The 22,856-nt window shown below is 70.3% G+C and carries 20 protein-coding genes; 3 read left to right on the top strand and 17 right to left on the bottom strand.

What is annotated here, in order from left to right; genetic code table 11:
• Nucleotides 1–4 precede the first annotated feature (4 nt).
• From BN1056_RS12730 to fbaA, 4 genes are all read right to left on the bottom strand, one after another.
• Nucleotides 5–2,992 carry a glucodextranase DOMON-like domain-containing protein gene (locus BN1056_RS12730; RefSeq protein ID WP_210581758.1) on the bottom strand — a complete coding sequence of 996 codons (2,988 nt, stop codon included), beginning with the start codon at nucleotides 2,990–2,992 and terminating at the stop codon, nucleotides 5–7.
• 135 nt (nucleotides 2,993–3,127) lie between these two features.
• Nucleotides 3,128–4,762, bottom strand: coding sequence for a type 2 periplasmic-binding domain-containing protein (locus tag BN1056_RS12725; RefSeq protein ID WP_244671709.1), 1,635 nt, complete (start codon nucleotides 4,760–4,762; stop codon nucleotides 3,128–3,130).
• Nucleotides 4,763–5,175: 413 nt separating this feature from the next.
• A complete protein-coding gene (locus BN1056_RS12720) occupies nucleotides 5,176–6,201 on the bottom strand; it encodes a LacI family DNA-binding transcriptional regulator (RefSeq protein ID WP_210581756.1) in 1,026 nt (341 codons plus the stop codon).
• Nucleotides 6,202–6,399: 198 nt separating this feature from the next.
• On the bottom strand, nucleotides 6,400–7,449 hold the full coding sequence (fbaA, locus tag BN1056_RS12715) for a class II fructose-bisphosphate aldolase (RefSeq protein WP_073331285.1): 1,050 nt from the start codon (nucleotides 7,447–7,449) through the stop codon (nucleotides 6,400–6,402).
• Between the two features lie 252 nt (nucleotides 7,450–7,701).
• Here fbaA and BN1056_RS12710 point away from each other — a divergent pair, with 252 nt between their 5' ends.
• Nucleotides 7,702–8,139: an Hsp20/alpha crystallin family protein gene (locus BN1056_RS12710; RefSeq protein ID WP_210581753.1), complete on the top strand. Its 438-nt coding sequence runs from the start codon at nucleotides 7,702–7,704 to the stop codon at nucleotides 8,137–8,139.
• Between the two features lie 93 nt (nucleotides 8,140–8,232).
• Here BN1056_RS12710 and BN1056_RS12705 read toward each other — a convergent pair whose 3' ends face one another.
• From BN1056_RS12705 to BN1056_RS12660, 10 genes are all read right to left on the bottom strand, one after another.
• The gene (locus BN1056_RS12705; RefSeq protein WP_210581751.1) at nucleotides 8,233–8,958 is read right to left on the bottom strand and encodes a TrmH family RNA methyltransferase; all 726 of its coding nucleotides are present in this window, start codon (nucleotides 8,956–8,958) and stop codon (nucleotides 8,233–8,235) included.
• Nucleotides 8,921–9,490: an orotate phosphoribosyltransferase gene (gene pyrE / locus BN1056_RS12700; RefSeq protein ID WP_170866503.1), complete on the bottom strand. Its 570-nt coding sequence runs from the start codon at nucleotides 9,488–9,490 to the stop codon at nucleotides 8,921–8,923. Before pyrE ends, BN1056_RS12705 begins: the two co-directional genes overlap by 38 nt.
• Before the next feature lie 640 nt (nucleotides 9,491–10,130).
• A complete protein-coding gene (locus BN1056_RS12695) occupies nucleotides 10,131–10,835 on the bottom strand; it encodes a TlpA family protein disulfide reductase (RefSeq protein WP_210581749.1) in 705 nt (234 codons plus the stop codon).
• Nucleotides 10,828–11,751, bottom strand: a complete 924-nt coding sequence (gene ccsB / locus BN1056_RS12690) for a c-type cytochrome biogenesis protein CcsB (protein ID WP_210581747.1) — start codon at nucleotides 11,749–11,751, stop codon at nucleotides 10,828–10,830. Before ccsB ends, BN1056_RS12695 begins: the two co-directional genes overlap by 8 nt.
• Complete coding sequence (locus tag BN1056_RS12685; RefSeq protein WP_210581745.1) at nucleotides 11,744–13,264, bottom strand: cytochrome c biogenesis ResB family protein; 1,521 nt, start codon at nucleotides 13,262–13,264, stop codon at nucleotides 11,744–11,746. The genes ccsB and BN1056_RS12685 overlap by 8 nt, the downstream gene beginning before the upstream one ends.
• A gap of 14 nt (nucleotides 13,265–13,278) precedes the next feature.
• Nucleotides 13,279–13,971: a cytochrome c biogenesis CcdA family protein gene (locus BN1056_RS12680; RefSeq protein ID WP_210581743.1), complete on the bottom strand. Its 693-nt coding sequence runs from the start codon at nucleotides 13,969–13,971 to the stop codon at nucleotides 13,279–13,281.
• A gap of 4 nt (nucleotides 13,972–13,975) precedes the next feature.
• The gene (locus BN1056_RS12675) at nucleotides 13,976–14,953 is read right to left on the bottom strand and encodes a tetratricopeptide repeat protein (RefSeq protein ID WP_210581740.1); all 978 of its coding nucleotides are present in this window, start codon (nucleotides 14,951–14,953) and stop codon (nucleotides 13,976–13,978) included.
• Nucleotides 14,954–14,970: 17 nt separating this feature from the next.
• A complete protein-coding gene (locus BN1056_RS12670) occupies nucleotides 14,971–16,494 on the bottom strand; it encodes an ammonia-forming cytochrome c nitrite reductase subunit c552 (protein ID WP_244671708.1) in 1,524 nt (507 codons plus the stop codon).
• Nucleotides 16,495–16,500: 6 nt separating this feature from the next.
• Nucleotides 16,501–16,998, bottom strand: a complete 498-nt coding sequence (gene nrfH, locus BN1056_RS12665) for a cytochrome c nitrite reductase small subunit (RefSeq protein ID WP_244671707.1) — start codon at nucleotides 16,996–16,998, stop codon at nucleotides 16,501–16,503.
• Between the two features lie 136 nt (nucleotides 16,999–17,134).
• Nucleotides 17,135–17,971, bottom strand: coding sequence for an SDR family NAD(P)-dependent oxidoreductase (locus BN1056_RS12660; protein WP_210581736.1), 837 nt, complete (start codon nucleotides 17,969–17,971; stop codon nucleotides 17,135–17,137).
• A 61-nt stretch (nucleotides 17,972–18,032) separates the two neighbouring features.
• Between BN1056_RS12660 and BN1056_RS12655 the strand changes: the two genes are divergently transcribed.
• Nucleotides 18,033–18,839, top strand: coding sequence for an exodeoxyribonuclease III (locus tag BN1056_RS12655; RefSeq protein ID WP_210581734.1), 807 nt, complete (start codon nucleotides 18,033–18,035; stop codon nucleotides 18,837–18,839).
• Nucleotides 18,840–18,885: 46 nt separating this feature from the next.
• Here the strand turns inward: BN1056_RS12655 and BN1056_RS12650 are convergent, their stop codons facing one another.
• Together BN1056_RS12650 and BN1056_RS12645 are read right to left on the bottom strand one after the other, a co-directional pair.
• Nucleotides 18,886–19,761, bottom strand: a complete 876-nt coding sequence (locus BN1056_RS12650; RefSeq protein WP_244671706.1) for a serine hydrolase domain-containing protein — start codon at nucleotides 19,759–19,761, stop codon at nucleotides 18,886–18,888.
• 155 nt (nucleotides 19,762–19,916) lie between these two features.
• Nucleotides 19,917–20,669 (bottom strand): NADPH-dependent oxidoreductase, encoded by a 753-nt coding sequence (locus BN1056_RS12645; RefSeq protein ID WP_244671722.1) that lies wholly within the window; start codon nucleotides 20,667–20,669, stop codon nucleotides 19,917–19,919.
• Between the two features lie 182 nt (nucleotides 20,670–20,851).
• Here BN1056_RS12645 and BN1056_RS12640 point away from each other — a divergent pair, with 182 nt between their 5' ends.
• A complete protein-coding gene (locus tag BN1056_RS12640; protein WP_210581728.1) occupies nucleotides 20,852–21,613 on the top strand; it encodes a 3'-5' exonuclease in 762 nt (253 codons plus the stop codon).
• A gap of 243 nt (nucleotides 21,614–21,856) precedes the next feature.
• Here the strand turns inward: BN1056_RS12640 and BN1056_RS12635 are convergent.
• A partial coding sequence (locus BN1056_RS12635) for a chloride channel protein (RefSeq protein WP_210581979.1) occupies nucleotides 21,857–22,856 on the bottom strand: 1,000 nt, incomplete at both ends.

The following is a 22,856-nucleotide window of genomic DNA, read 5'->3' as shown; positions in this document are numbered from 1 at the left end:
CCCGTCATCCCGCCCTGGGCGCGACCAGCGTCACGTAGGGGGCGACGATCCGCGCCCGGCTCAGGTCCATCACCTCTGCCTGGTCGGCCTGGCCGGTGATCATGTCGATCGCGTTGGAGTCCGTCAGGTCGGTGTCGTAGGGGGACTGGCCCGTGAGCTCGCCCTTGCCACCGCCGAAGCGGTACTGGGCGACCCAGTCCTCGCAGGTCTGCCCTGAGAAGCACTCGGGCGAGTAGACGGGCCGGACGTTGCCGACCGCCTCCCCGTCCTCCGAGGAGGAGTACATGGACACCTGGTAGCCCGCCTCGGCCAGGTCCAGATCGCCCAGCACACTCGCGTCGACGCTGAGGACGATGCGGTTGCCGACCACCGTCAGCGCCACCTGGCCCACCCGGTTGCCGTCGGCGTCGTACACGCCGGGGCCGTAGGCGGCGCCCTCGTTGCGCCCGTCGCCGACGATCGCGAAGTCCCAGGCGCCCGCGGCGAAGGTGTTGGTCCCCGGCAGCAGCGGCGTGACTTCCGCATCCTCCGTATCGGCCCCGTCGGCGGCGCCGGCCGCGCGCAGGTAGAGGTTCAGCCGCTGGATGCTCATGCCGTTGGCGCTCCACGGGTTGGTGACCTCGCTGGCGACACTGGTCACGAAGCGCACCGTGTCGCCGTCGCGGTAGACGCCCATGCCGGTCAGGTCGAAGCCCCCGGGCGCGAAGGCGGAGTCGGTCGGGTAGGTGTAGCTGCCGGGCCCGTCGTCATCGCCCTGCGGATCCGTCAGGGAGCCGACGGCGTCACCGAAGGCCTGCACCACGTAGCGCTCGACACTCGCCACTCCGGCGTCGGAGTAGGCGGCCACGCGCACCGTGTTGGTGATCCCGGTCAGTTCTACCGTGGCGTCGAAGGCGTCTCCCGCCACGGGAACGTCCTGCGACTGGCCGTTGACGGTGACGACGACGCGGGCGGCGTCGGTGGTTCCGGTCAGCTGCACCTGCCGGGAGGCGAGGGTGGCGCCGTCCTGCAGGCCGCTTACGGTCAGTGCCGGAGCCGGCCCCTGGGGCTGGCCGTCGGCCTCGGCGTTCCAGCCGTCCCAGGCCTCGGCGTCGAAGTTGAGCCTGCCGGTCTCGTAGCTGGCCCAGTTGTCGCCGGCCTTGATGATCGCCTCGTCGCCGACCGTGTAGTTGTGCAGGTACAGGCCGTTGTGGTCCGTGACCTCGTTGCCTAGGGTGACCTTTTCGCCGTCGGCGTTGGTCAGCAGCTTGAGCACGCTCTGCTGCAGGTAGGGGTCCTGCCCGCCCCAGGCGTCGATGTGGAAGCCGTCGATCTCGACGTTCTCGGTGTTGGACAGGGCGTAGATGCGCATGGCGCAGTTGACGCTGCCTTCAACCGTGGTGTTGGTGAACCGCAGGTTGCGCACCGTCTTGGTGGGGTCGGCGGTGTTGGTTGCGCTCGGCGCCTTCCAGTGGGAGGAGGAGTTGAAGACGCAGGTGTTGTTGCCGACGCTGCCGGAGTACATGCGGTTGTGGATGATCTCGGTGGAGTCCACCTCCACGCCGTCGATGTTCAACGGCGACCAGCCCCACTGGATCACCGGCCCGTTCTCGTTCTTCCACACCACGGTGTCACGGACCGACACCTGCGAGTGGTAGAGCTTGAGGACGTCGTCGTTGGCGTGGAAGAAGGTGTTGCGCATGGTGGAGCCGGAGTACAGCTCGATGCCGTCGGTCTGCCAGTACCAGCCGCCCACCTGCTGGTAGTTGGACACGTCCATGTGGAAGGCGTCCTCGTTGCCGTAGACCACGAAGGAGTGGTACGGCGGCTCCTTGACGGTCACGCCCTGCAGTCGGAGCCGCTGCTCGGCGTCGGAGGAGCCGAACTGCAGCATCTTCACGCAGGTGGCGTGGCAGTTGTCCGCTTCCTTGTGCAGGTAGTTGTTGGCGGTATCCGACTCGTAGGGGTACTGCTCGCCGGACAGGACCCCGTAGCCGGTGACCCGGTAGTCGGTCTGGCCGCCGTCGGCGTCGGTGGGGTCGGTGAAGCGGAAGGCGCCCTTGACGAAGGCGCCCGGCGCCAGGTACACCCAGCGGACGTTCTCGGGCAGCATGGCCCGGTAGCTCGCGCCCATCCAGTAGGTGCCGGGCCCGAAGTAGAGGATCTCCGCCGTGGTGGAGTCCAGGTCCTTGATCTCGCCCGGTTCGACGTACTCGATGGTGCCGTCGGCCGCGGTGGGGACCGTGTCGGCGGGGGCGGGCGGCTGGGCGAAGACGACCAGGGAGTTGCGCGGCTCGGTCTCGATCACCGCGTTGCCGTCCGCCTGCGTGGTCAGGCCGGAGGAGTCGGCGTACACGGTCATGAGCTCGGGGTCGAAGTCCACCGAGAAGCGCAGCCCCTCGGCGGAGGCGGGCACCGTGACGCGGACGGTGTGGTCGTCCACCAGCGTCTTGTCCAGGTTCAGGGAGGTGGGGCGGATGGTCACCTCGTCGGCGGAGGCGATGGTCGCCCCGGTGTTCAGGGTGACGTCGACGACGACGTCGGCGGCGTACTCGAAGGTGGACCAGGACATGCTGGCCCCGGCGTCGGCGGCGAACTCGGCGCCGTCGGGGCCGGTGTAGCCGCGCTTGCCCTCCCCGTTGCGCGGGATGGACAGGTAGGTGAAGGACTCCTGGGCGTCCTGTGGGTTGCTGGCGGGGGCGACCCGCACCGTGTAGTACGGCGACTGGCGCACCTCGTCGGCGGCGACGACGCCCTCGGCGTTCTTCACGCCGTTGGCGTGGCTCCAGGTGCGCACCGCCTCGGTGCGGGCGTCGACGGGGGCGGCGGAGGCGCCGTCGGCGGGCGTGATGATGGATCCGGAGTCGGCGGGGGTGGCGGACGCGGCGGGGGTCGGCCGGCCGCCGGCGTGCGGGTGCGGCTTCATGCAGCCGGTGAGGGCCATGGCGCAGGCCAGGGCGAGGGCGCAGGCCTTGAGCACTGCGCGCGCGGGAGCGGGGCGTTGCTGTTGCATGGGTTTCTCCTTCTTCAGGGAGGCGGACGGCCGGGTCTGCCGCGCGGTCGGCGGCTCAGCCGGTGGGTCCGCCCGGGTGGCGGGGTCTCCCCACCGCCCGGCCGCCCGCCTTCAGGTGTGTCGGAGCCGAGACCGTTACTGGCTCAGCGAGTTCAGGTCCACGCCCAGCTCGTCCATCTGGGCCTTGTAGGAGTCGTAGATCTCCTGCTGGACGGCAATCGACTCGGCGAGGTTGTTGGCCTCGAGGCTGGCGACGTAGTCGTCCCACTCGTCCTCGACGCCGCCCTGGGTGATCCACTGCGCGAACTTGCTCATGGCGTTCTGGTTGATGCCGGTGGCGTTCTTCGACAGCGTGCGCGACTGCTCCGGAGTGGTGGGCATGTTGGCGTACAGCACGTCCTCGTTGAGGTCGATGTTGGCGTAATCGTCGTCGTAGACGGCGTCGACCTCGCGGTACTCGGTGTGCTCGGGGGGCAGGTTCAGCACCATGTCGGGGCGGATCCAGCCGGGGGCGCCGTCGGCCAGGGAGTTGGTGAACTGCCAGTCGGAGGCGTTCTTGGTGGAGTCGGCCGGCTCCAGGACGGTGTAGTCGTTGTCGCCGTTGCGCGTCACGCAGGTGTCGAAGGCGCCGTAGCGCATCTGGACGGTCATGTCGGCGCTGTAGAAGGCGTCGACGACGGCGAGCGTGGCCTCCTTGTTGGTGGGGTTGGCGGAGACCACGGCCCGGTTCGCCAGGTAGGCGAGGTCGTCGCCGTTGTAGGTCCACACGGTCTTCTCGCTCTGACCGGCCTCGGCCTGCAGGGCCGGGATGGTGACGTACTGGGGCCCCAGGGTGGAGCCGAAGATGTCCGACGGCGTCCACATCCAGGTCACGCCGACCTTGGCGACGTCCCCGTCGCCCTTGGCGGTGGACGTGTAGGCGGACCAGTCGTGGGTGAAGGCCTCCTCGGAGATCAGCCCCTTCTCCCACAGGCGCCGTAGGAAGACGATCAGCTCCTTGTAGGCGGGATCGGTGAGGTAGTTCTTGACCACGCCGTCCTGTGCGTACATGCCCAGGGCGCCGGAGGAGACGGTGATGCCGCGGGAGGACAGCAGCACGTTGGGGTTGAACAGGCCGAATCCGTCCGTGCCGGGGGCGTTGAAGTCCAGCGGGATGACGTCCGCACCGGTGCCCGTGGGGTCGCCGTCCTTGAAGGCCTCCAGCACGGTCTCCAGCTCGTCCCAGGTGGTGGGGACCTCGAGGCCCAGGTTGTCCAGCCACTGCTTGTTGATGAACATGTGGTTGGAGGAGCGGGCGGTGATGGAGCCCGCCACGGAGGGGGTGCCCAGGATCTTGCCGTCGGTGGTGGTAGAGACCACCTGGGCGTAGGGCTCGGCGTCGAACATGGCCTGCACGTTGGGCAGGGAGCCGAGCTCGGGCTTGAGGTCCATGAACAGGCTGCCGAAGTCCGCCATGTCGCCGGAGCCGAAGCCGCCGATGGTGATGTCGGCGACGTCGCCCGCGGCGAGCGAGGCCTTCTTCTGCTGATCCCAGGAGGCCGACGGCGTCTCCAACCACTGGATCGAGCAGCCCGCCGCCTCCTCCAGGTCCTTGGTCCAGGCGAGCTCGGACATCTTGGCGGTGCGGGAGTCCTTGACCACCTGCACCTTCACGATCGGCTTGCCGTCGGCGGTGGTGCTGCTGCCGCCACCCGAGCAGGCGGCCAAGCCGGCGGCGGCGGTGGCCACGGTGCCCAGCGCCAGGAAGCCCCGTCGAGACGTCTTCATCATTCCAAACTCCTCATCGAGCCGAGTGCTACCCGTTGGGCCCGTCTCCTGCGCGAGCCCCGGTTCGGTCGGACAGAAGGTTATAGTCAGCACAAGTTTTGCGCAACACTTGCGCACCGACTTGCGAAGCCGCTTGTGCCCCCGCCCCCACACGCCGAGGTCGGCGGAAGTTACGTGCCGAGGTCGGTGGAAGTTACGCACCGAGGTCGGTCGATATGGCAGCAGCACCATGAAACGCCGAAGTCATCCCGTTCGCGCAGGCGCAGCTACCCGGCGGCGGCCACCCCAGGAGCGCGCCGCCCATCGCGCACCTGCACCGAAGCCGCGACATCAGCCAACAGCGGCACGGCAACCCCGGCTCCCACTGGTCACGCAAGCTCTTGCGTTCTGATTGCGTGACGCCTCACACAACGAAATCAGTTGCTGCCGGACCGCCACGTCGGGCAGATGCCGGTCGACTCGCGCACCACCAACTCGGGTTCGAACAGGAGGTCCCGACGTACATCCAGCAGAGCCGGATCCTCGGTGCAGCGCAGCAGCGCCGCGACCGCAGCCCGGCTCATCGCGTCGACTGACTGACGCACCGTGGTCAGCGCCGGGGAGGTATAGGGCAGCCAGGGGGAGTCGTCGTAGCCGATCACCGAGACGTCGTCGGGGACCGACAGCCCTAGGGACTTCAGGGCACGGATGGCACCGAGTGCCAGCTGGTCGCTGGCGCACAGCAGCGCGGTGATGCCCTGCTCGCCGAGGCGAAGCGCCGCGTCGCGCCCGGACTCGAAGCCGTAGGTGGTCCACGCGGTGGCCTCCTCCGGGAGTTCCAGGCCCGCCTCCTGTGCGAAGCTCAATGCCGCCTGATGCTTGATCAGGCTCGGGTAGTGGTGCGGGTCGCCCAGGAGCATGCCGATGCGCGTGTGCCCCTGGCTGGCGAGGTGACGCATCGCCATGCGGGTGCCGGCGGCGTCGTCGGTCATGACACACTGCCCGCGCAACTCGGGGGCAGCGGCGTTGATGAAGACGGTCGGCAACCGGCGCTCCCGCAGCATTGCGTAGTCGCTGTGGTCGGCGAACTCGGTGTCGTAGCGACCGGCCAGGAAGATCACGCCGGTCGGCTGCTGCTTGAGCACCATCTCCAGCAGTGAGCTCTCCGAGGCGCCGGTGAGCGTGTAGGTGCACAGCACCGGCAGCATGTTGTTGCGAGCGAGGTAGGTGCTGATCGCCGTCACGAAGGCGGGAAAGATCGGGTTGGACAGGTCGGGCACCACCAGGGCCACCTGCCGGGGAACACCCCGCTGCAGGGAGTCGCCCACCATGCCCAGTTCCCGCATGACCTCCACAATGGCCTGGCGGGTCTTGTCCGATACGCCCGGTTTGCCGTTGATGGCGCGGGATACGGTCGCCTGACTGACGCCCACTCGTTGGGCCACATCCGCGAGCGTTGCCACCGTTTTCTCCGATTCGTTGAGACGGTTCGGCGAGTATACACACTCGCCCGCGCACGCCCGCGGCCCCGGCACCATGTGGTGCCGGGGCCGCAGATCATGTTTAACGGCACCGAGGCTGCCGCACCCGCGTGCGGGCACCCCGGGAAACGCCGGAGCCGGGACGACGACGCCGCGCCGGGCGCGCCGTCGTCGGGCCGATCAGCGCTTGGCGGAGCCGACGGAGCCGAGGCGCTCGCAGGCCTCGACCACGCGGGCGGCCATGCCCTCCTCGGCGGCCTTGCCCCAGGCGCGCGGGTCGTAGGTCTTCTTGTTGCCGACCTCGCCGTCGATCTTGAGGACGCCGTCGTAGTTCTTGAACATGTGGTCGGCGACCGGGCGGGTGAAGGCGTACTGGGTGTCGGTGTCCACGTTCATCTTGATGACGCCGTTGCGCACCGCGGTGGCGATCTCCTCGTCGGTGGAGCCGGAGCCGCCGTGCATGACCAGGTCGAACGGAGAGTCCTTCACACCGACCTTGGTGGACAGGCGGTCGCCCAGGCGGGCCGCGACGTCCTTCTGGATGTCGCCGAGGATCTCGGGGCGCAGCTTGACGTGGCCGGGCTTGTAGGAGCCGTGCACGTTGCCGAAGGTGAGGGCGGTGATGTAGCGGCCGTTCTCACCCAGGCCGAGGGCCTCGATGGCGCGGAAGGCGTCATCCGCGGTGGTGTACAGGTTCGCGTTCTCGGCACCGGTGATGCCGTCCTCCTCGCCGCCGACGGCGCCGATCTCGATCTCGAGGACGGTGTTGGCGGCCTTGGTGCGGGCCAGCATGTCCACGGCGATCTCGATGTTGTCGTCCAGGGACTCGGCCGAGCCGTCCCACATGTGGGAGTTGAACATCGGCAGCTCGCCGCGCTTGACCTGCTCCGCCTCGATCTCGAGCAGCGGGAGGATCCAGGGCTCGAGCATCTTCTTGGGGCAGTGGTCGGTGTGCAGGCCGATGACGCCCGGGTACAGGTCACCGACGGCGCGGGCGTAGGCCGCGAAGGCGATGGAGCCCTTCACCCGGTCTAGACGGGAGGAGCCGGACCAGTAGGCGGCGCCGCCGTTGGAGATCTGGACGATTCCGTCGGACTCGGCGTCGGCGAAACCCTTGAGCGCCGCAGACAGGGTCTGCGAGGAAGTGACGTTGATCGCGGGGATGGCGTACTTGCCGGCCTTGGCGCGGTCAAGCATGTCGGCATAGGACTCCGGGGTTGCAATGGCCACTGGGTGCCTCCTGATGAAAGTGAATAGTCAGTGGTGCACCGCTGATTCTGTCACGGATTCACCCGCGCGTGAACCGGATCATGGTCCTGTTTGGTCGCGCAGTCCCGCAACCGGCGGGTTTCACCGTTGGCGATGACCCGGATCACTCCGGCGGGAGGGGGTCCACAATTGAGCCACAGGCGGTCGGCGCGCAAGGACGCCGCCGCTCGACTCTCGGATCCTCCGAGGCCGTAACCACTGGAGGTGGTTGACATGGCAACAACATCCTTTGACCCGTTCCGCGACCTGGACCGCTGGCTCACCGGCGGCATGGTCCGCACCCCCGCGTCCGTGGGCATGCCCCTGGACCTGTACCGGGAGGGCGAGTCCTTCGTGGCCCGCATTGACCTGCCCGGCGTGGATCCCGCGACGATCGACGTGGACGTCGAGGACCGCACCCTGACCGTGCGCGCCGAGCGCCCGGCCACCGATGCCAAGGACGTGCAGTGGCTCGCCCACGAGCGCCCGAGCGGCACCTTCGCCCGCCAGCTGACGCTGGGCCACGGGCTGGCACTGGACCGCATCTCCGCCCAGTACACCGACGGCGTGCTGACCCTGACGATCCCGGTGGCCGAGGAGGCCAAGCCGCGCAAGATCGAGGTCACCCACGCCCCGGCCGAACACCCGGTCATCGAGGCCGACAAGGCCTAAACCCAGCAGCGCCCCGGCACTCGCCCGGCGGCGCGTCGTGATCGCGTCAAACGACTGGGCCCGTCCCGTCGTCTCCCCGGGCCCGTTCCCGACTCAGTCGGGGGCGGGCCCGGCGTGCTGCAGCACCCAGGCGTGCATGGCGACGGCGGCCGCGGCGGCCACGTTGATGGAGCGGGTGGAGCCGTACTGGCCGATCCGCAGCACCCGTGAGCAGCGCGCCAGCAGCGCCGGGCTGATGCCCTCCCCCTCGCTGCCGAACACCATCAGGCAGCGCTCCGGCAGCACGGCCTTCTCCAGCGGCTCCGCCCGCGGCCCGTTGTCGATCCCGATCACCTCGTAGCCGGCGTCGGCGGCCCACTCCAGCAGCGCGTCCGGCTCGGGGTGATGGCGCACGTCCAGGTAGCGGTTGGTGACCATGGCGCCGCGCTTGTTCCAGCGGTGGCGCCCGATGATGTGCACGGCGGCCACGTTGAAGGCGTTGGCGGTGCGCACGATCGACCCGATGTTCAGATCCTGCGAGAGGTTCTCCACGGCCACGTGCAGCGGGTGAGCGCGACCGGCCAGGTCGGCGCGGATCGCCTCAATGGTCCAGTAGCGGTAGCAGTCGACGACGTTGCGGCGGTCGCCGTCGGCCAGCAGCGCCCGGTCGTAGCGGGGGTCGTCGGGCCACGCATCCGGGCCCCCGGGCCAGGGGCCGACCCCGACCTCGCGCACGCGCGCCGTCGGCGCGTCCGCACCGGCGGTGTCGGAGGAATCGGCCGCAGCGGGGCGGTCGGCGGCGTCAGTCAAGTCCCAGGTCCGCCAGTCCGAGGGCGGCATAGTAGGGCAGGCCGGCGGCCTCGATCCGCTCGCGCGCCCCGGTGGCGCGGTCGACGATCACGGCGACGGCGAGCACGTTGGCGCCGGCCTCGCGCAGCGCGGCGACGGCCTCCAGCGGGGAGCCGCCGGTGGTGGAGGTGTCCTCCAGGACGACGACGTTGCGGCCGGCGACGTCGGGGCCCTCCACGCGGCGCTTCATGCCGTGGTCCTTGGCGGCCTTGCGCACCACGAAGGCGTCCAGGTCCAGCCCGCGGGAGGCGGCGGCGTGCAGCATGGCGGTGGCCACCGGGTCGGCGCCCATGGTGAGCCCGCCGACGGCGTCGACGTCCTCGGTGCTCAGGCCGGCCTCCTCCAGCATGTCCAGCATGACGTGGCCGATGAGGGGGGCGGCCTCGTGGTGCAGGGTGGCGCGGCGCATGTCCACGTAGAAGTCGGACTCCAGCCCGGAGGCAAGAGTGACCTTCCCGCGCACGACGGCGAGGTCACGGATGAGTTCGGCCAGGCGGGCGCGGTGGGAGTCGTTGGCGATCACATCGGTACTCACGCCGCCAAGGCTAACCCGACGGCGGCTGCTGAACGATTCAGTCCGGTGGGCAAGGGCGGCTAGAACTTCTACAACGCCGGTTGGGCGTTAACGACGCCAGTTTACGTTCTGCTGTATGCCCCACAAGCCTTCAACAGACCGTTAACCGGCGTTGTTAACCTCGAAGTAGCGTTGCAGATGTCCTTCACCAGCGAGCTGGGAGACCCAAACAGTCAACTCCGGCGTGGCGAGCCGACCCGACACCCCTGCGCACGCGTACTACCGCTCCCCTCGCAGCACCCCGGCCACCACCACAGCCTCAAACCGGCTCTTGGCGTTCGAGGGGTGACGACGGGGAGGGCATGGGTGTGCGGATGGTGGGGTGCCGACGGTGGTGGAGGACTCGCGGCTGCGCACTGCACACTGACGGGCAGAGGCCGGAAATGTCCACATTCGGCATTAACGGCGTCGATGCGGATGCAGTCTGATGCGGCATCCGCATGATTTCAACGTTTTGTTCGCGGCCGCTGACACGGCCGGCACCGTTCGTGCCGAATCTGGACATTCCACTGCGGCCTACACCCCGGATCGGCCCACCACAACCGACCTCGGCACGTAAGATCAACCGACCTCGGTGAGAGAAGGAGGGTCAGGCGCCGGTGAGGGCGCGCAGCGACTCGTCCATCTGCTCGGGGGTGAGCAGGCCGACCTGTACCTGCTCCACGACGCCGTCGGCGCCGATGAAGAAGTGCGAGGGCACGCCCATGATCCCGTAGGCGGCGGAGATCGCCTGGCTGCGGTCGGGCACCTGCGTGAAGTCATTGCCCACGCGCTCGGAGTAGGCGCTCACCGCGGCGGCGTCCTCCCCCACGTAGACCGCGATCACCTCCACGTCGTCCCCGTAGTCGGCGGCGGCCGCCTGCACGTCGGGCATCTCGGTGCGGCAGCCCGTGCACCAGGTGGCCACGAACATCAGCCACACCGGCCGTCCCTCCATGGCGTCCGGATCCAACACCACCTCCTGGGAGTCGAGGTCGGTGGCGGTGAAGGCCGGAGCCCTCTGCCCCACCACCGGGGCGCTGTCCGCCCCCGCCACGTCCACCTCGGTGACCACCGCGGTCTCGGCCTGGGCCGGGCCGACGTCGTCGGGCCCCACGGCCCACCAGGCGGCGATGGCGATGGCGAAGGCCGCGACGATCATCACGGCCACCTGCCCGAAGCGGGAGCCGCGGATGCCGGTGCGCCAGTCGGGCTCGTCGGGGTCATCGGCCCGGGTCTCGGGCTCGGGGTCGGGCCGGTCGCTCACGTCGGCGGAGGTCTCCTCCGGCAGCTTGTCACTCGAATCGTCACGCATAGGAGTGCAGTCCTCCGAAGAACAGGTTGCCCAGGTAGGTGAACAGGACGGCGGCGAATCCCAGGATCAGCAGCCAGGCGGCGCGGTTGCCCCGCCAGCCGCGGGTCACGCGCGCATGCAGGTAGGCGCCGTAGATCAGCCAGGTGACCAGCGCCGCCGTCTCCTTGGGGTCCCAGCCCCAGTAGCGGCCCCAGGCGACGTTCCCCCACAGCGCCCCCAGGATCAGCATGAGGGTCAGCATGGGGAAGGTGACCACGGTGGCCCGGTAGGCCAGGTCGTCGAGCACCTCCTGCCGGGGCCAGCCCCGCCAACGCACGTGCGGGGCCAGCAGGTACATGACCGCGGCGGCGAAGGAGACCACCGCGGCCCCGTAGCCCAGGGAGGCGGTGAACACGTGCAGCGTCAGCAGCGGGGAGTTCTGCAGCGCCGGCATCAGCGGGCTGGGCTGGTAGGACAGGGTGGAGGCGTAGATGAGCATCGCCAGGATCACCGGCAGCACGATGATCGACACGGTGCGCACCCGGTAGCGCCACTCGAACACCACCTGCGCCAGCATCATGCCCCAGGCGAAGCAGATGGCGAACTCGTAGTGGTTGGAGAAGGGGGCGTGCCCGGTGGCGATGGTCCGGGCGATCAGCGAGCCCGTCAGCAGCAGCAGGGCCAGCTGGGTGGACTTGGCGGCCCACCAGGTGACGGTGAAGCGCTTGATCGTGGCCCGCTGGACCCCGCCGGTCACCTCCACGGTGCGCTCGCCGTCGCCGGTGTCGACGACGACGGTGACGCCCGTCCCCCCGGCCGGCGCGGCGGCCGCGGCCCGCGACATGCGGGCGGCGAAGAAGGCGCCCAGGTAGGCGATGGTGGAGACCACCACCAGGGCGGTGGTGATCAGCAGTAGGGCCTGGGAGTACTCAAGCATCGGCGTCGGTCCTTTCCGCGTGCCGCGTCATTTGTCCGCTCAGGCGGACGGCCATGTCGGTGAAGAATGCGCTGAACCCGAAGTCGCGGCGGTCCGGGGAGGCCAGTTGCACCAGGGCACCGCCGTCGCTCTCGGTGACCCGCACCCAGATGCGCCGGTGCCGGAAGAACATGGTCATGCAGGTGCCGATCGCCAGCAGGCCGAAACCGACCCACACGATCGGGGCGCCGGGGTCACGGCGCACGATCAGCCCAGTGAACTGCTGCTCCCGCTCGAAGGTGAGGGTGTAGTCGCCCACCGCACCGGGCGTGCCCTGGTCCAGGACGGCCTGCGCGCTGGGCGTGGTGGCGTCGCCCTGGTACAGCTCGACGCGCACCTGGCCGGGCTCGATACCGGTGCCGACCTGCCCGGAGGCCGCCTCCACCACGTACATGACGGTGCCGTCGGGCAGGGTGGTGTGGCCGTAGTTGAAGATCTTGTCCGACGTGGTCCATTCCAGGGCGACGCCGTCGTGGAGGACCTCCGCCCCGGAGGCGTCGACCACCCGCATGACGGCGGAGACCCCGAAGTAGGACTGGTGGAACATGACGCCGTGGTAGCTCAGCGGGGTGTTTACCCGCACCTGCTGGGAGGCGACCTGGCGGCCGGCGTCCAGCAGGGTCAGGTCGGTGACGTAATCCTTGGGAGAGCCGTCCTCGTAGTAGGTGTCCTGGAAGCTGTTGGCCTGCACGGTCAGCGCGGTGCCATGGCCGACGTCCTTGGGGTGGCCGACGGTCAGGGCGAACTGCTGGTCGCGGAAACCGGTCAGGGAGGAGACCACGAATCCGGCCATGACCACCACGAAGGCGACGTGGGCGAAGACCGTGCCGAAGGGCGCCCAGTGGTTGCGGTCCAAGTAGGCGTTGCGACCGGGTCCCCGCTCGTCGACGATCACGCGCAGGTGGTGTCGGCGGGCGTCGGCACAAACGATCTCGAAGGCGTCCTCGGCACTCACCGGCGCGGTGAAGCGGGAACGCAGCCGGGCCCGGTCGAAGAAACGTGCGGTCACCCGGGTGCGGGGGTGACGGGCGGCCCGCCAGATCACCGGCAGCCGGTGCGCCGTGCAGGCGAGGATCGAGGCGGCCAGCAGCCCCATCACGACCAGGAAGGGCACCGAGGTGAACATGTTGAAGGCGCCCAGCGCGCGCAGGATGCCGGTCCAGCCGCCGAACACCGGCCGCACCTGTTCCAGCCACTGCTCGGTGGCCTGGGCATCCACCCTGGCGGAGGCGGGCATCTGCGGGAGGATCGCACCCAGCAGGCCCAGCAGGCCGGCCAACAGGATCAGCACCAGGCCGACGGTCTTGTTGTAGAGGAAGGCGTACACCTGCCCGGCCAGCTGACCCGGGGACGGCGCGGCCTGATCGTCCAGGCCGTCCACGGCTCCGGCCCCGCCGGGCTCACCGGTGGTGCCCGCCTGCTTCGCGGCGGGCGACTGCGCCGGCCCGGTCGGCCGCGTGTCGGTCTGTCTCACCTTCAGGTACCTCCTCACAGCCCCGGGGCGGGGATCAGGGCGGACAGTCTTCCCAGCAGTCCGGCGATCATAAGCAGCCCAATGACCACGAGGATGCCCCCGCTCACGAGCGAGACCCCCACGTGGTGGCGGCGGAACCAGTCGAACCTCCGTGTGGCCTGGGCCGAGCCCACGGCGACGGCGACGATCGGAATCCCCAGGCCCAGGCAGTAGGCGGCCATGAGGACGACGCCGGACCACGCCGTCGGGCTCGCCGTCGCCAGGGCGAGGATCCCGCCGAGGATCGGGCCGATGCACGGGGTCCAGCCCGCCCCGAAGGCGACTCCCATCAGGGCGGCGCGCAGCGGCGACCCGGCGGCGTCGGCGGGACCCGACGCCCGCACCAACGTGTCGAAGGGCCGCAGTGTCAGGATGCCCGCCACATGCAGCCCCATGAGCACCAGCACCGCGCCGCCGGCCATGCGCGCGTAGACCACGTGGGGGCCCAGCGAGCGCCCGAGGAGCCCCAGCGAGGCCCACAGGGCGATGAACACCACGGAGAAGCCGATTACGAAGCTCACCGAGTTGGCCAGGGCGGTGCGGCGGCGCACCGGGCCCGCGTCCGTGCCCACCAGCTGCCCCACGAAGGCGGGCACGATCGGCAGGAAGCAGGGCGAGGCGAAGGACACGAGGCCGGCCAGCAGGGCGACCGGAAGGGTCAGCTCCATCCGCTCACCCCGCGCTCGGCGTCGCGGTGGCCGATCCCATGGTGGTCACGTGGCCGCGGACGTTGGCGGCCATCTCCGAGTCGGGGGCGAGCTGGAGCACCTTCTCCCAGCACTGGTTGGCCCGCTCGGCGTCGGGCGGGGTGCGGGCCATGTACAGGAAGCCGAGGTTGTACCAGGGCTCGGCCACCTCCGGATCGATCTCGGAGGCGCGCAGCCAGTGCGTCTCGGCCTCCTCGTACTGGTTGGACTGGTACTCGGCCACGCCGATGGTCAGCAGGGCGTCGAGGTTGTCCGGGTCGAGGTCGAGGATCTGCTGCAGCCAGGTGATGGAGTCCTGGTAGAGGGCCGCCTTCAGGTACATGACGCCCAGCTCCTGGCGGGACTCGATGTCCTCGGGGTCAGCCTCGGCCTGCGCCTGGAGCTCCGCCTCCCGTTCGGCGTCCACCGGCTCGGCCTCATCCATGGCGGCGACGGCGCTCGCCGCGGCCGTGGCGGCGACCGACGGGTGGCCTTCGGGCAGGGCCGTGCTCGCGGCGTCGCCCCGGCCCGCCTGCTGCACGATGATGACCACGGCGGCGGCCAGCAGCGCCACCAGCGCCAGGTTCAGGCGGGAGACGCCGGTGCGGCGCTCAATCGCCGAGGGGGTGCGCTCGCGCCCCGCCGAGGCACTCCGCCGCGGCCGCGGGGCGGCATCGTCGTCGTCGACCAGCAGGTCCTCGACGTCGGCCGCCGCCTCGACGTCGGAGTCGGAGTCGCCCTGCGCGTCCGGCCCGGAGGGGGCGGTGCCGCCGTCGGGCGCGTCCGCCTTCCCGGCCGCCTCGCCCGTTGCCTCGGCGGTGGGCGGAAGCGCGTCCAGCTGGGCGGCCGCCCAGCCCTTCAGCTCCTCCGGGGCGGTGGCCAGGAAGGCCGCCAGTGCCTCCCGATCCGGCTGGTCGGCGGTGCCTGCTGCTTGCTGCTCCGCGCTGTCCTGCGCCTGGGTCATACCGTTCCCGCGCCCCGTCAGTTGCCGCTGTCCGGCATGTGCTGCTCGGGGATGGCCGGGCCGATCCCGTTCTCGACCTCGACGCCGCGCAGCGCCAACTGCCCGGAGCGGGCCCAGTCGGTCGACTGGTTGAGGATGGAGATCGAGTACGCCGGGGCGTGGAAGCCGCGGCCGTTCTCGGAGAAGGAGTAGTCGATCACGAACTGCGCCTTGCGCTGGTAGTCGCGGGCGGTGGCCAGTTCCTCCGCCGACGCGCTGCCGTCCGCATCGGCCGCGGCGATGTCGGTGATCAGCGCATCCAGGGCAGTGAAGGAGACGTTCAGCGACTCCTGCCAGCGGGTCTGGATGCCGTCCACCCGCTCGCGCATCTCGTCCGCGGTGGAGTGGTGGCAGGTCAGGCAGGAGGCGTTGATGGTCTCGTCGCTGGCCATCGGGCTCATGATCTGGTGGTTGGAGACCTTGTTCGCGCCTACGCGGCTGTAGGCCATGTGGCAGTCGGCGCAGGTGACTCCGTTGGCGGCGTGGATGCCCTGCGACCAGGTCTCGAAGTCGGGGTGCTGTGCCTTGAGCAGCTCGGCGCCGGACTCCTCGTGGGTGAAGTCGGTCCAGCCGACCTCGTCGTAGTAGTCCATGGCGTCGTAGACGGTCAGACCGTTGTCCCACGGGAAGGTCAGCGTCTTGGAGTCTCCGGCGAAGTAGTACTCGACGTGGCACTGGGCGCACACGTAGGTGCGCATCTCCTGGTTGGTGGCGTCCCGGTTGACGTCGTAGTCCTCCACGCCCTCCGCGGCCTTGGCCTTGCGGATGCCGTCGATGAAGGCGGGCCGGGTGATGGTCAGCTCCATCGTCTGCGGGTCGTGGCAGTCGATGCAGGCGATCGAGGAGGAGGCGTGCTCATAGGCCTCGTCGTAGCTCATGGCGTTCATGGCGTGGAAGCCGGCCTCACGGTCGCCGTCGCCCAGCTCGTCATAGACCTCGGGCATGGAGGCGTGGCAGTTCAGGCAGGTGCCGGGCTGGTTGAAGCGCTCGCCGGTGCGCTCGGTGTAGCGCTGGTCCGCCAGCGCCCACTCGTGTCCGCGCGGCTCGGTGTAGTCCACCGCGAAGGCGTATCCGCGCCACATCCGCTGCGCGCGGGTCTCGGACTCGATCCGGGACAGCGTGTGGTACTCGCGCGGATCATCGGCGGTGGGGGTTGCGGGGATGAAGTCGCCGTCGGTGTCCTCGATGGTCTTGAGGTACTGCTCGTACTGGATGGGGAAGTTCTGCCCCCATACGGCCGGGTCGTAGGAGGTGTCGGTCAGCTCCACCACCTCGGTGAAGGAGGCCGCCGACTCCTGCTTGTGCTCGAAGATCGTGGTCAGCAGCCAGGTCACGGCGGCCGCGGCCACGGCCACGGTCACCAGCACCAGGGCCGGCACCAGTTTGCGGGAGCGGCCGGGCCGGGACTGCTTCTTGGCCTCACTCGCCGCCCCGGCGTCGTCGGGTTCCGGAGCATCCACCTGGGGGTCCTCCATAGCAGCATCTTCCCTCTCGGTACTCATGTCGCGTCACCTCATGTGCCCGACGCCGTCGTGGCAGCGGATGCACGACACCGTCTCGTCCTTGTGGGTGGAACTGTTGGTGGCCTGGTCGACGAAGTCGCCATGGCAGTAGAGGCAGGCAGCCTCGGTGATCTCGCGGTTGTGCTCGCGGATCTGGATGTTCTCCGGGTAGTTCTGGAAGGTGAACTTCAGGGAGTGCCAGAAGCCGTTGTCCGCCTTGTTGATGTACTTGTAGACGATGTTGTCGTGCGGGGCGTGGCAGGAGTTGCAGGTCGCCACGTCATGGTGGCTGCCCCGCTGCCAGGCCTCGTACTGCTCATCCATCGCGTGGCAGTTGGCGCAGGTGGCCGGATCGTCACCGAGGTAGCCGGTTACGCCCGAGTAGTACACGGTGAAGCCGCCGACCCCCAGGACCACGCCGAGCAGCGCCGCCAGCGCGATTCGCGTCCAGCCGCTGAACAAGCGCGTGTAGCCGCGCCATAGCGCCCTAACGAGACGTACCACGCGGCACCCCCTCATGCTCCGGGAATGTCACGCCCCGTCCGTTGGGAACACGGACCTACACAGGGCTTCCTGACCTTATGCAGGATATCACAGGGTGTCAGGAAAAGTCAGGACCTATGCCCTGCAAGTACCGCGGTCAGTACCGCGTGCGCACGCTGGCATGCCCGGCGACGCGCCGCACCACCCCGCGGGGCGCCAGGCGCAGCAGGGCGTTGACGCCGAGGTAGCGCAGCGATGGGGTGCAGATGACCTGGCCGCGGCGCACCGCCGCGAGCGCGGCCCGGGCGACGTCGTCGGCCCGCAACCAGGCGATCTGCGGCCAGGCGGCCTCCATGCCGGCGCGGTCGTGGAACTCCGAGCGGGTCAGCCCGGGGTTGACGACGGTGGCCGTCACCCCGGTGCCGCGCAGCTCGCTGGCCAGCCCCTCGGTGAAGGTGCGCACCCAGGCCTTGTGCGCCGCATAGGTGCCCATGGCGGTCAGCGCGGTCACGGAGGAGACGTTCAGGACGGCGCCGTGCCCGCGGGCGATCATCCCCGGCAGGACCGCATGGGTCAGCTCCATGACGGCGCCGACCATGACGTTCAGCGCGCGCCGCTCCTGGGCGATGTCGCCACTGGTGAAGGGCTGGCCGACGGCGAAGCCGGCATCGTTGACGAGCAGGTCGATGGGGCGGGCGGCCACCTGCGCGGCGGTGTGGGGGGCATCAGAGCGCGCCGGGCCCGCCGAGGGGCCGGCTGCGGGCGCCTCGACACACAGGCGCTCGGCGACGCGGGCGACGTCGGCGGCAACGGACAGGTCCGCGGCGATCACCTGCACGCCCACGCCCGCCACCTGGCTGATGTGCTTGGCGACCTGGTCCAGCCGCGTCCGCGTGCGGGCGACGAGGACGAGGTCGTGGTGGGCCTCGGCGAGCTGCCAGGCCAGCTCCAGGCCGATGCCGCTGGTGGCGCCGGTGATGAGTGCGGTTCCCATGCGGCGAGCCTAATCGCCCGGCACCGTCGTCGTCGGCAAGTGGTCGCGGTAGCCTGCACGCATGCGCCTGGCCACCTGGAATGTGAACTCCGCCCGCACCCGCGTCGACCGGGTCGTCGACTTCCTGCAGCGCCGGGACGTGGACGTGCTGGCCATGCAGGAGACCAAGTGCCGCCCCGACCAGTTCCCGCGCGCACCCTTCGAGGCGGCCGGCTACGAACTGGCCGTGCACGGGTTGAACCAGTGGAATGGCGTCGCCATCGCCTCCCGGGTGGGGCTGACGGACGTCGTCACCGCCTTCCCCGGGCAGCCGGGCTGGGCCGCGAAGGCAGGGGCCGAGCCGGTGGTGGAGGCGCGGGCGCTGGGCGCCACCGTCGGGGGCGGGAACGGCGACCCGGTGCGGTTGTGGAGCCTGTACGTGCCCAACGGGCGGGAGCTGACCCACCCGCACTACCAGTACAAGTTGGCCTGGCTGGCGGCGCTGCGTGACGCCGTGGCCGGCTGGCTGGCGGCGGATCCGGGCCAGTCGCTGGCGCTGGTGGGTGACTGGAATGTGGCGCCGCGCGACGAGGACGTGTGGGACATCAGCGTCTTCGAGGGCACCACGCACGTGTCCGCGCCGGAGCGGGCGGCCCTGGCGGCACTGGAGGCGGCCGGCCTGCGGGAGGTCACCCGCGAGCGCGTCACCAACTACACCTACTGGGACTACCAGCAGCTGCGGTTCCCGCGCAACGAGGGCATGCGCATCGACTTCGTGTACGGCTCGGCGGCCTTCGCGACGCGCGTGCGGGACGCCGCCATCGACCGGGACGAGCGCAAGGGCAAGGGCCCCAGCGATCACGTGCCCGTCGTCGTCGACCTCGACTGAGCGGGAAGACGGCGCCCGACGAGTGTGCCCACTGCGGCCGCCAGGGTCACAGGGCGAGAATCTGGGCGCCGAGCGCGGGCCAGTTCTCCCGATGCACGGCGCCGAAGGGCCGCTCCCCCAGGAACACCGCCTGGCGGCGGGCGACCGGGTCTATCCAGATGAAGGACCCGGACTGGCCGAAGTGGCCGAAGGTCTCGGGGCTGCTTGTGGGGGCGGTCCAGTGCGGCTGTTTGGCGCCGCGAATCTCCACCCCCAGGCCGAAGTCGTTGGGGTTTTGGCGTCCATATCCGGGCAGGACGCCCGGCAGCCCGGGGTGGACGGGGCGGCGTGCGGCTTCGGCCAGTGCGGGCGAGACGAGCGTGGGGGCCGCGAGCTCGCGGGCGAAGGCGGCCAAGTCGGCGGCACTACCCGTCCCCGAGTAAGCGGGCGAGCCGGGGATGCGGACACTCGCCATGCCGAGGGGCTCGAGGACGGCCTCCTCCACCCACGCCTCGAGCGGGGTGGCGGTGGCCTCCTCCAGGTGCCGACCGAGGATCTCGAAGCCGCGGTTGGAGTAGATGCGCCGTTGTCGCGGTGGCGCCAGCACGGCATCGGAGTCGAAGGCGATACCGGAGGCGTGGGCGAGCAGATCGCGGACGGTGGCGCCGGGGAGCTCGGGCGCGGCGGGGGCGTCGAGGTCCAGCAGGTGGCGGTCGGCGGCGATCAGAGCGCTCCAGGCGACGATCGGCTTGGTCAGGGAGGCGAGTGGAAAGACCGCGTTGCCGTCGCCCACCCGGGCGAGGGTGCGGAAGCGGGGTCGCCCGCCGGGGGCGGAGGGAGGGTTGGCGTCCGCGTCCGTGAGGAGCTCGCCGGCGATGAGCGCGATGGGAAAGTCGAATCGCTGTACGGCGGGGAGGGCCTCTGGCCCGACCGGGGCGGGCACGGCGCCAAACCCAGCGGGGAGGGCCTCTGGCCCGACCGGGGCGGGCACGGCGCCAAACCCAGCGGGGAGGGCCTCCGGCCCGACCGGGGCGGGCACGGCGCTGCCGGCTCGACCCGGCCGGTCGGCTCCCAAGGGGGGCGGCATCGCGCCTCGCCTCAGTGCAGGCAGAGGCGCTGCTCGTGCAGGACGTCCAGGACGGGCGCCTGTGAGGCGGGGCCGCCGCCCAGCGCCCGGGCGATCTGCGTGGTGAAGGAGTCCACCCGGTTGTTGGTGTCGCGCAGGTCGTAGTACTGCTGGACCTCGGCGTCGTAGGCGGCCAGGGCGTCGGCGTGGGCGTCGGGGTCGGGGTAGGCGTCAACGGCGGTGACGATCTCGCGGGGCAGGCGCGGCTTGTACTGGGGCTCCTGGGCAGCGTGCCCCACGAGCAGGCCGAGCAGCGGGTAGGTGCGTTCGGGCAGGCCCAGGGCGGAGATGACGCGACGGACGTCGCCAATGATGGAGCCGAGGTAAACGGTTCCCAGGCCCAGGGACTCTGCGGCCACGACCATGTTCTGGGCGGCGATGACGGCGTCCTCCACGCCCTGGAGGAACAGGGCGGTGCGCTCGAGCGGCTCCAGGGAGGCGCCGGCGCGCTCGCGGATGACGGCGTTGCGGTGCAGGTCGACGACGAACACGAACAGTTCCCCGCGGTCGCCGCCCACGTAGGGCTGGCCGGAGGCGAGATGGAGCTGCTCGCGCACGGCGGGGTCCTTGACCCGGATGACGGTGACCTGCTGCTGGAAGGAGGAGCTGGCGGCGTGGCGGGCGACGTCGAGCAGGGTTTCCACGACGTCCTCGGCCACCGGCTCGGAGGTGTAGGCGCGGATGGTGCGGTGGGCCAGCTGGGCGGCGATGGTGGCGTTGGTGATGGGCGTCGTCGCCGGGGTGGTCAGGGCGTCGGTTGGTGCGGCGGCAGCGGCGCCGGTGGACTCGTTGGCAGGCGTGGTCGTCATGACTCGACTTTAGCCCGGTCGGCCGGGTCCCAGCCGTGAGTGTTGGGAGAGAACCAAGGGTGGGGCCGGCCTGCGGCGAACGCCTACCATGGGGTGCGATGCCCTTCTATCACCGCACGCGTCGTCCACTGCGCCAGACTCTCCAGCCCCGCCCCGCCGCGGGCGCGCCGGAGACCGTGGACGTTTCGCGGGTGGGCTACGCCGTCGTCGACCTGGAGACCACGGGCCTGTCCCCGGCGGCGGATTCGATCATTGAGATCGGGCTGGTACTGGCGGGCCCCGACGGCGCCGTGGAGCGCACTTGGTCAACGCTGGTGAACCCGGGCGCCGGTGTCGATGTGGGCCCGACGTACATTCACGGTCTTGTGGCCGAGGACCTGATTGGGGCGCCCGCCCTGGCCGACGTCGCCGACCTGCTGGTGCGCGACCTGGCGGGACGGGCGGTGGTCGCCCACAACGCGCGCTTCGACGTCGGCTTCCTCACTCAGGCGCTGGGCGGTTTGGACCGGTTGGAGCGCGGTGCGCGGGTGCCGCGCGTGTGCACCATGGAGATGGCACGGCACTTCATGGCCACGCCGTCGCGGCGGCTGGTCACCTGCTGTGAGACCGCGGGTGTGGAGATCGGGCGCCATCACACGGCGCTCGACGACGCCCTGGCCAGCGCGGGCCTGCTGCGCCACTACATGGCGGTGGGGCGGGAGCGCGGCGAGGAGCCGGTGGCATGGTCGCGATCCCTGGCGGAGGCGGTGGCCTTCAGTGGCTGGCGTTGGAGCGAGGCGGCCGCGCGTGCCCAGGAGGTCCGCCTGGTGCCGCGGCGCGGCGACGGCGTGCTGCGCCAGGTCGACGGCGACCGGCGGTAAGGCGCCGGGTGCCGGCAGGCATCGGCGAGCCGCGAACCGTTTCATTGGTTTCGGCACGTCATTAGTGCCGGTCTGAGCGGTCTGATCGATCCCGCCGAGAGGTCGCCGAGGATCGCTCTCGTCTCCGTGCTTGCCCCTGGGTGTAGCGCGACCGATTCTGATTTGTGATTTACTGCCGCCGTCCGCACCCGCCCCACCGAAAGGCACCCTGATGTCTGTTTTCCCTGCGCATTCTGTTGGTGNATGTCATCGCCGCGGCGGCGGAGCTCCTCGGTGTAGATCGTGGTGCGGGTCAGGAACCGGCTCATGGTGGTGGACAGCGCCACCGCCAGCATCAGCGGCAGCAGCAGGTGGTACTGGCCGGTCATCTCGATGATCAGCACGGTGCCGGTGATGGGGGCGCGCGCCGAGCCCGCGAAGACCGCCCCCATGCCGATCACTCCGAACACGGCCGCAGCCTCGGGCCGATTCGGCGCCAGCGCGCTGCCCCAGGCCGCCCCCAGGGTGGCCCCGATGCACAACGACGGCGCGAACACGCCACCGGGCATACCGACCCCCAGGGTCACCGAGGTCGCCAGGATCTTCGCGGCCGTGAGTCCCAGCAGTGCTGCCGTCGTGTACTGGCCGCCCAGGGCACGATCCAGCACCGCGGCCGACTCGCCGTACACCTCCGGCACCGCCAGCAGCAGCGCCCCCACCAGTAGTCCGCCCACCGCGGGCCGGACCCATGCGGGCAGGTGCAGCCAGTCTCCGACGGCCCCCAACAGGTCCGCCGCCAGGTAGCGACAGCGGGAGAAGATCACCCCGACCACGCCGCCGACCAGGCCCAGCAGCGCCACCCATAGCAGCTGAGTGTCGCCGTGCAGGTCAAGCGCCGGCAGCGACACTGACAGGGTGGTCCCCAGCAGGTGGTGCGCCAGCACCGTGGCGGCCACACAGGCCAGCACCACGAAGGCGAAGGCGTCCACGGTGAAGTCCATGAGCACCACCTCCAGGGCGAAGAATGCCCCGGCCAGTGGGGCGTTGAAGGCGGCGGCGATCCCGGCGGCCGTGCCCGCGGCCGCCAGTAGGCGCACGGAGCGCCGCGGCAGCCCCAGGCGCCGCCCGAAGACGCTGGCCGTACTTGCGCCCAGCTCGGCGATCGGTCCCTCCGGCCCCACCGATCCGCCGCCACCAATGGTCAATGTGGCGGCGAGCACGCTCGCGCCGGCGGGTAGGGGAGCCATGGTGCCGTCCGACCGAC

Source organism: Actinomyces succiniciruminis, from assembly GCF_900002405.1.
Classification (GTDB): Bacteria; Actinomycetota; Actinomycetes; order Actinomycetales; family Actinomycetaceae; genus Actinomyces; species Actinomyces succiniciruminis.
The sequence above is the reverse complement of the archived record's forward strand: the minus strand, read 5'-3'. Positions and strand labels throughout refer to the sequence as shown.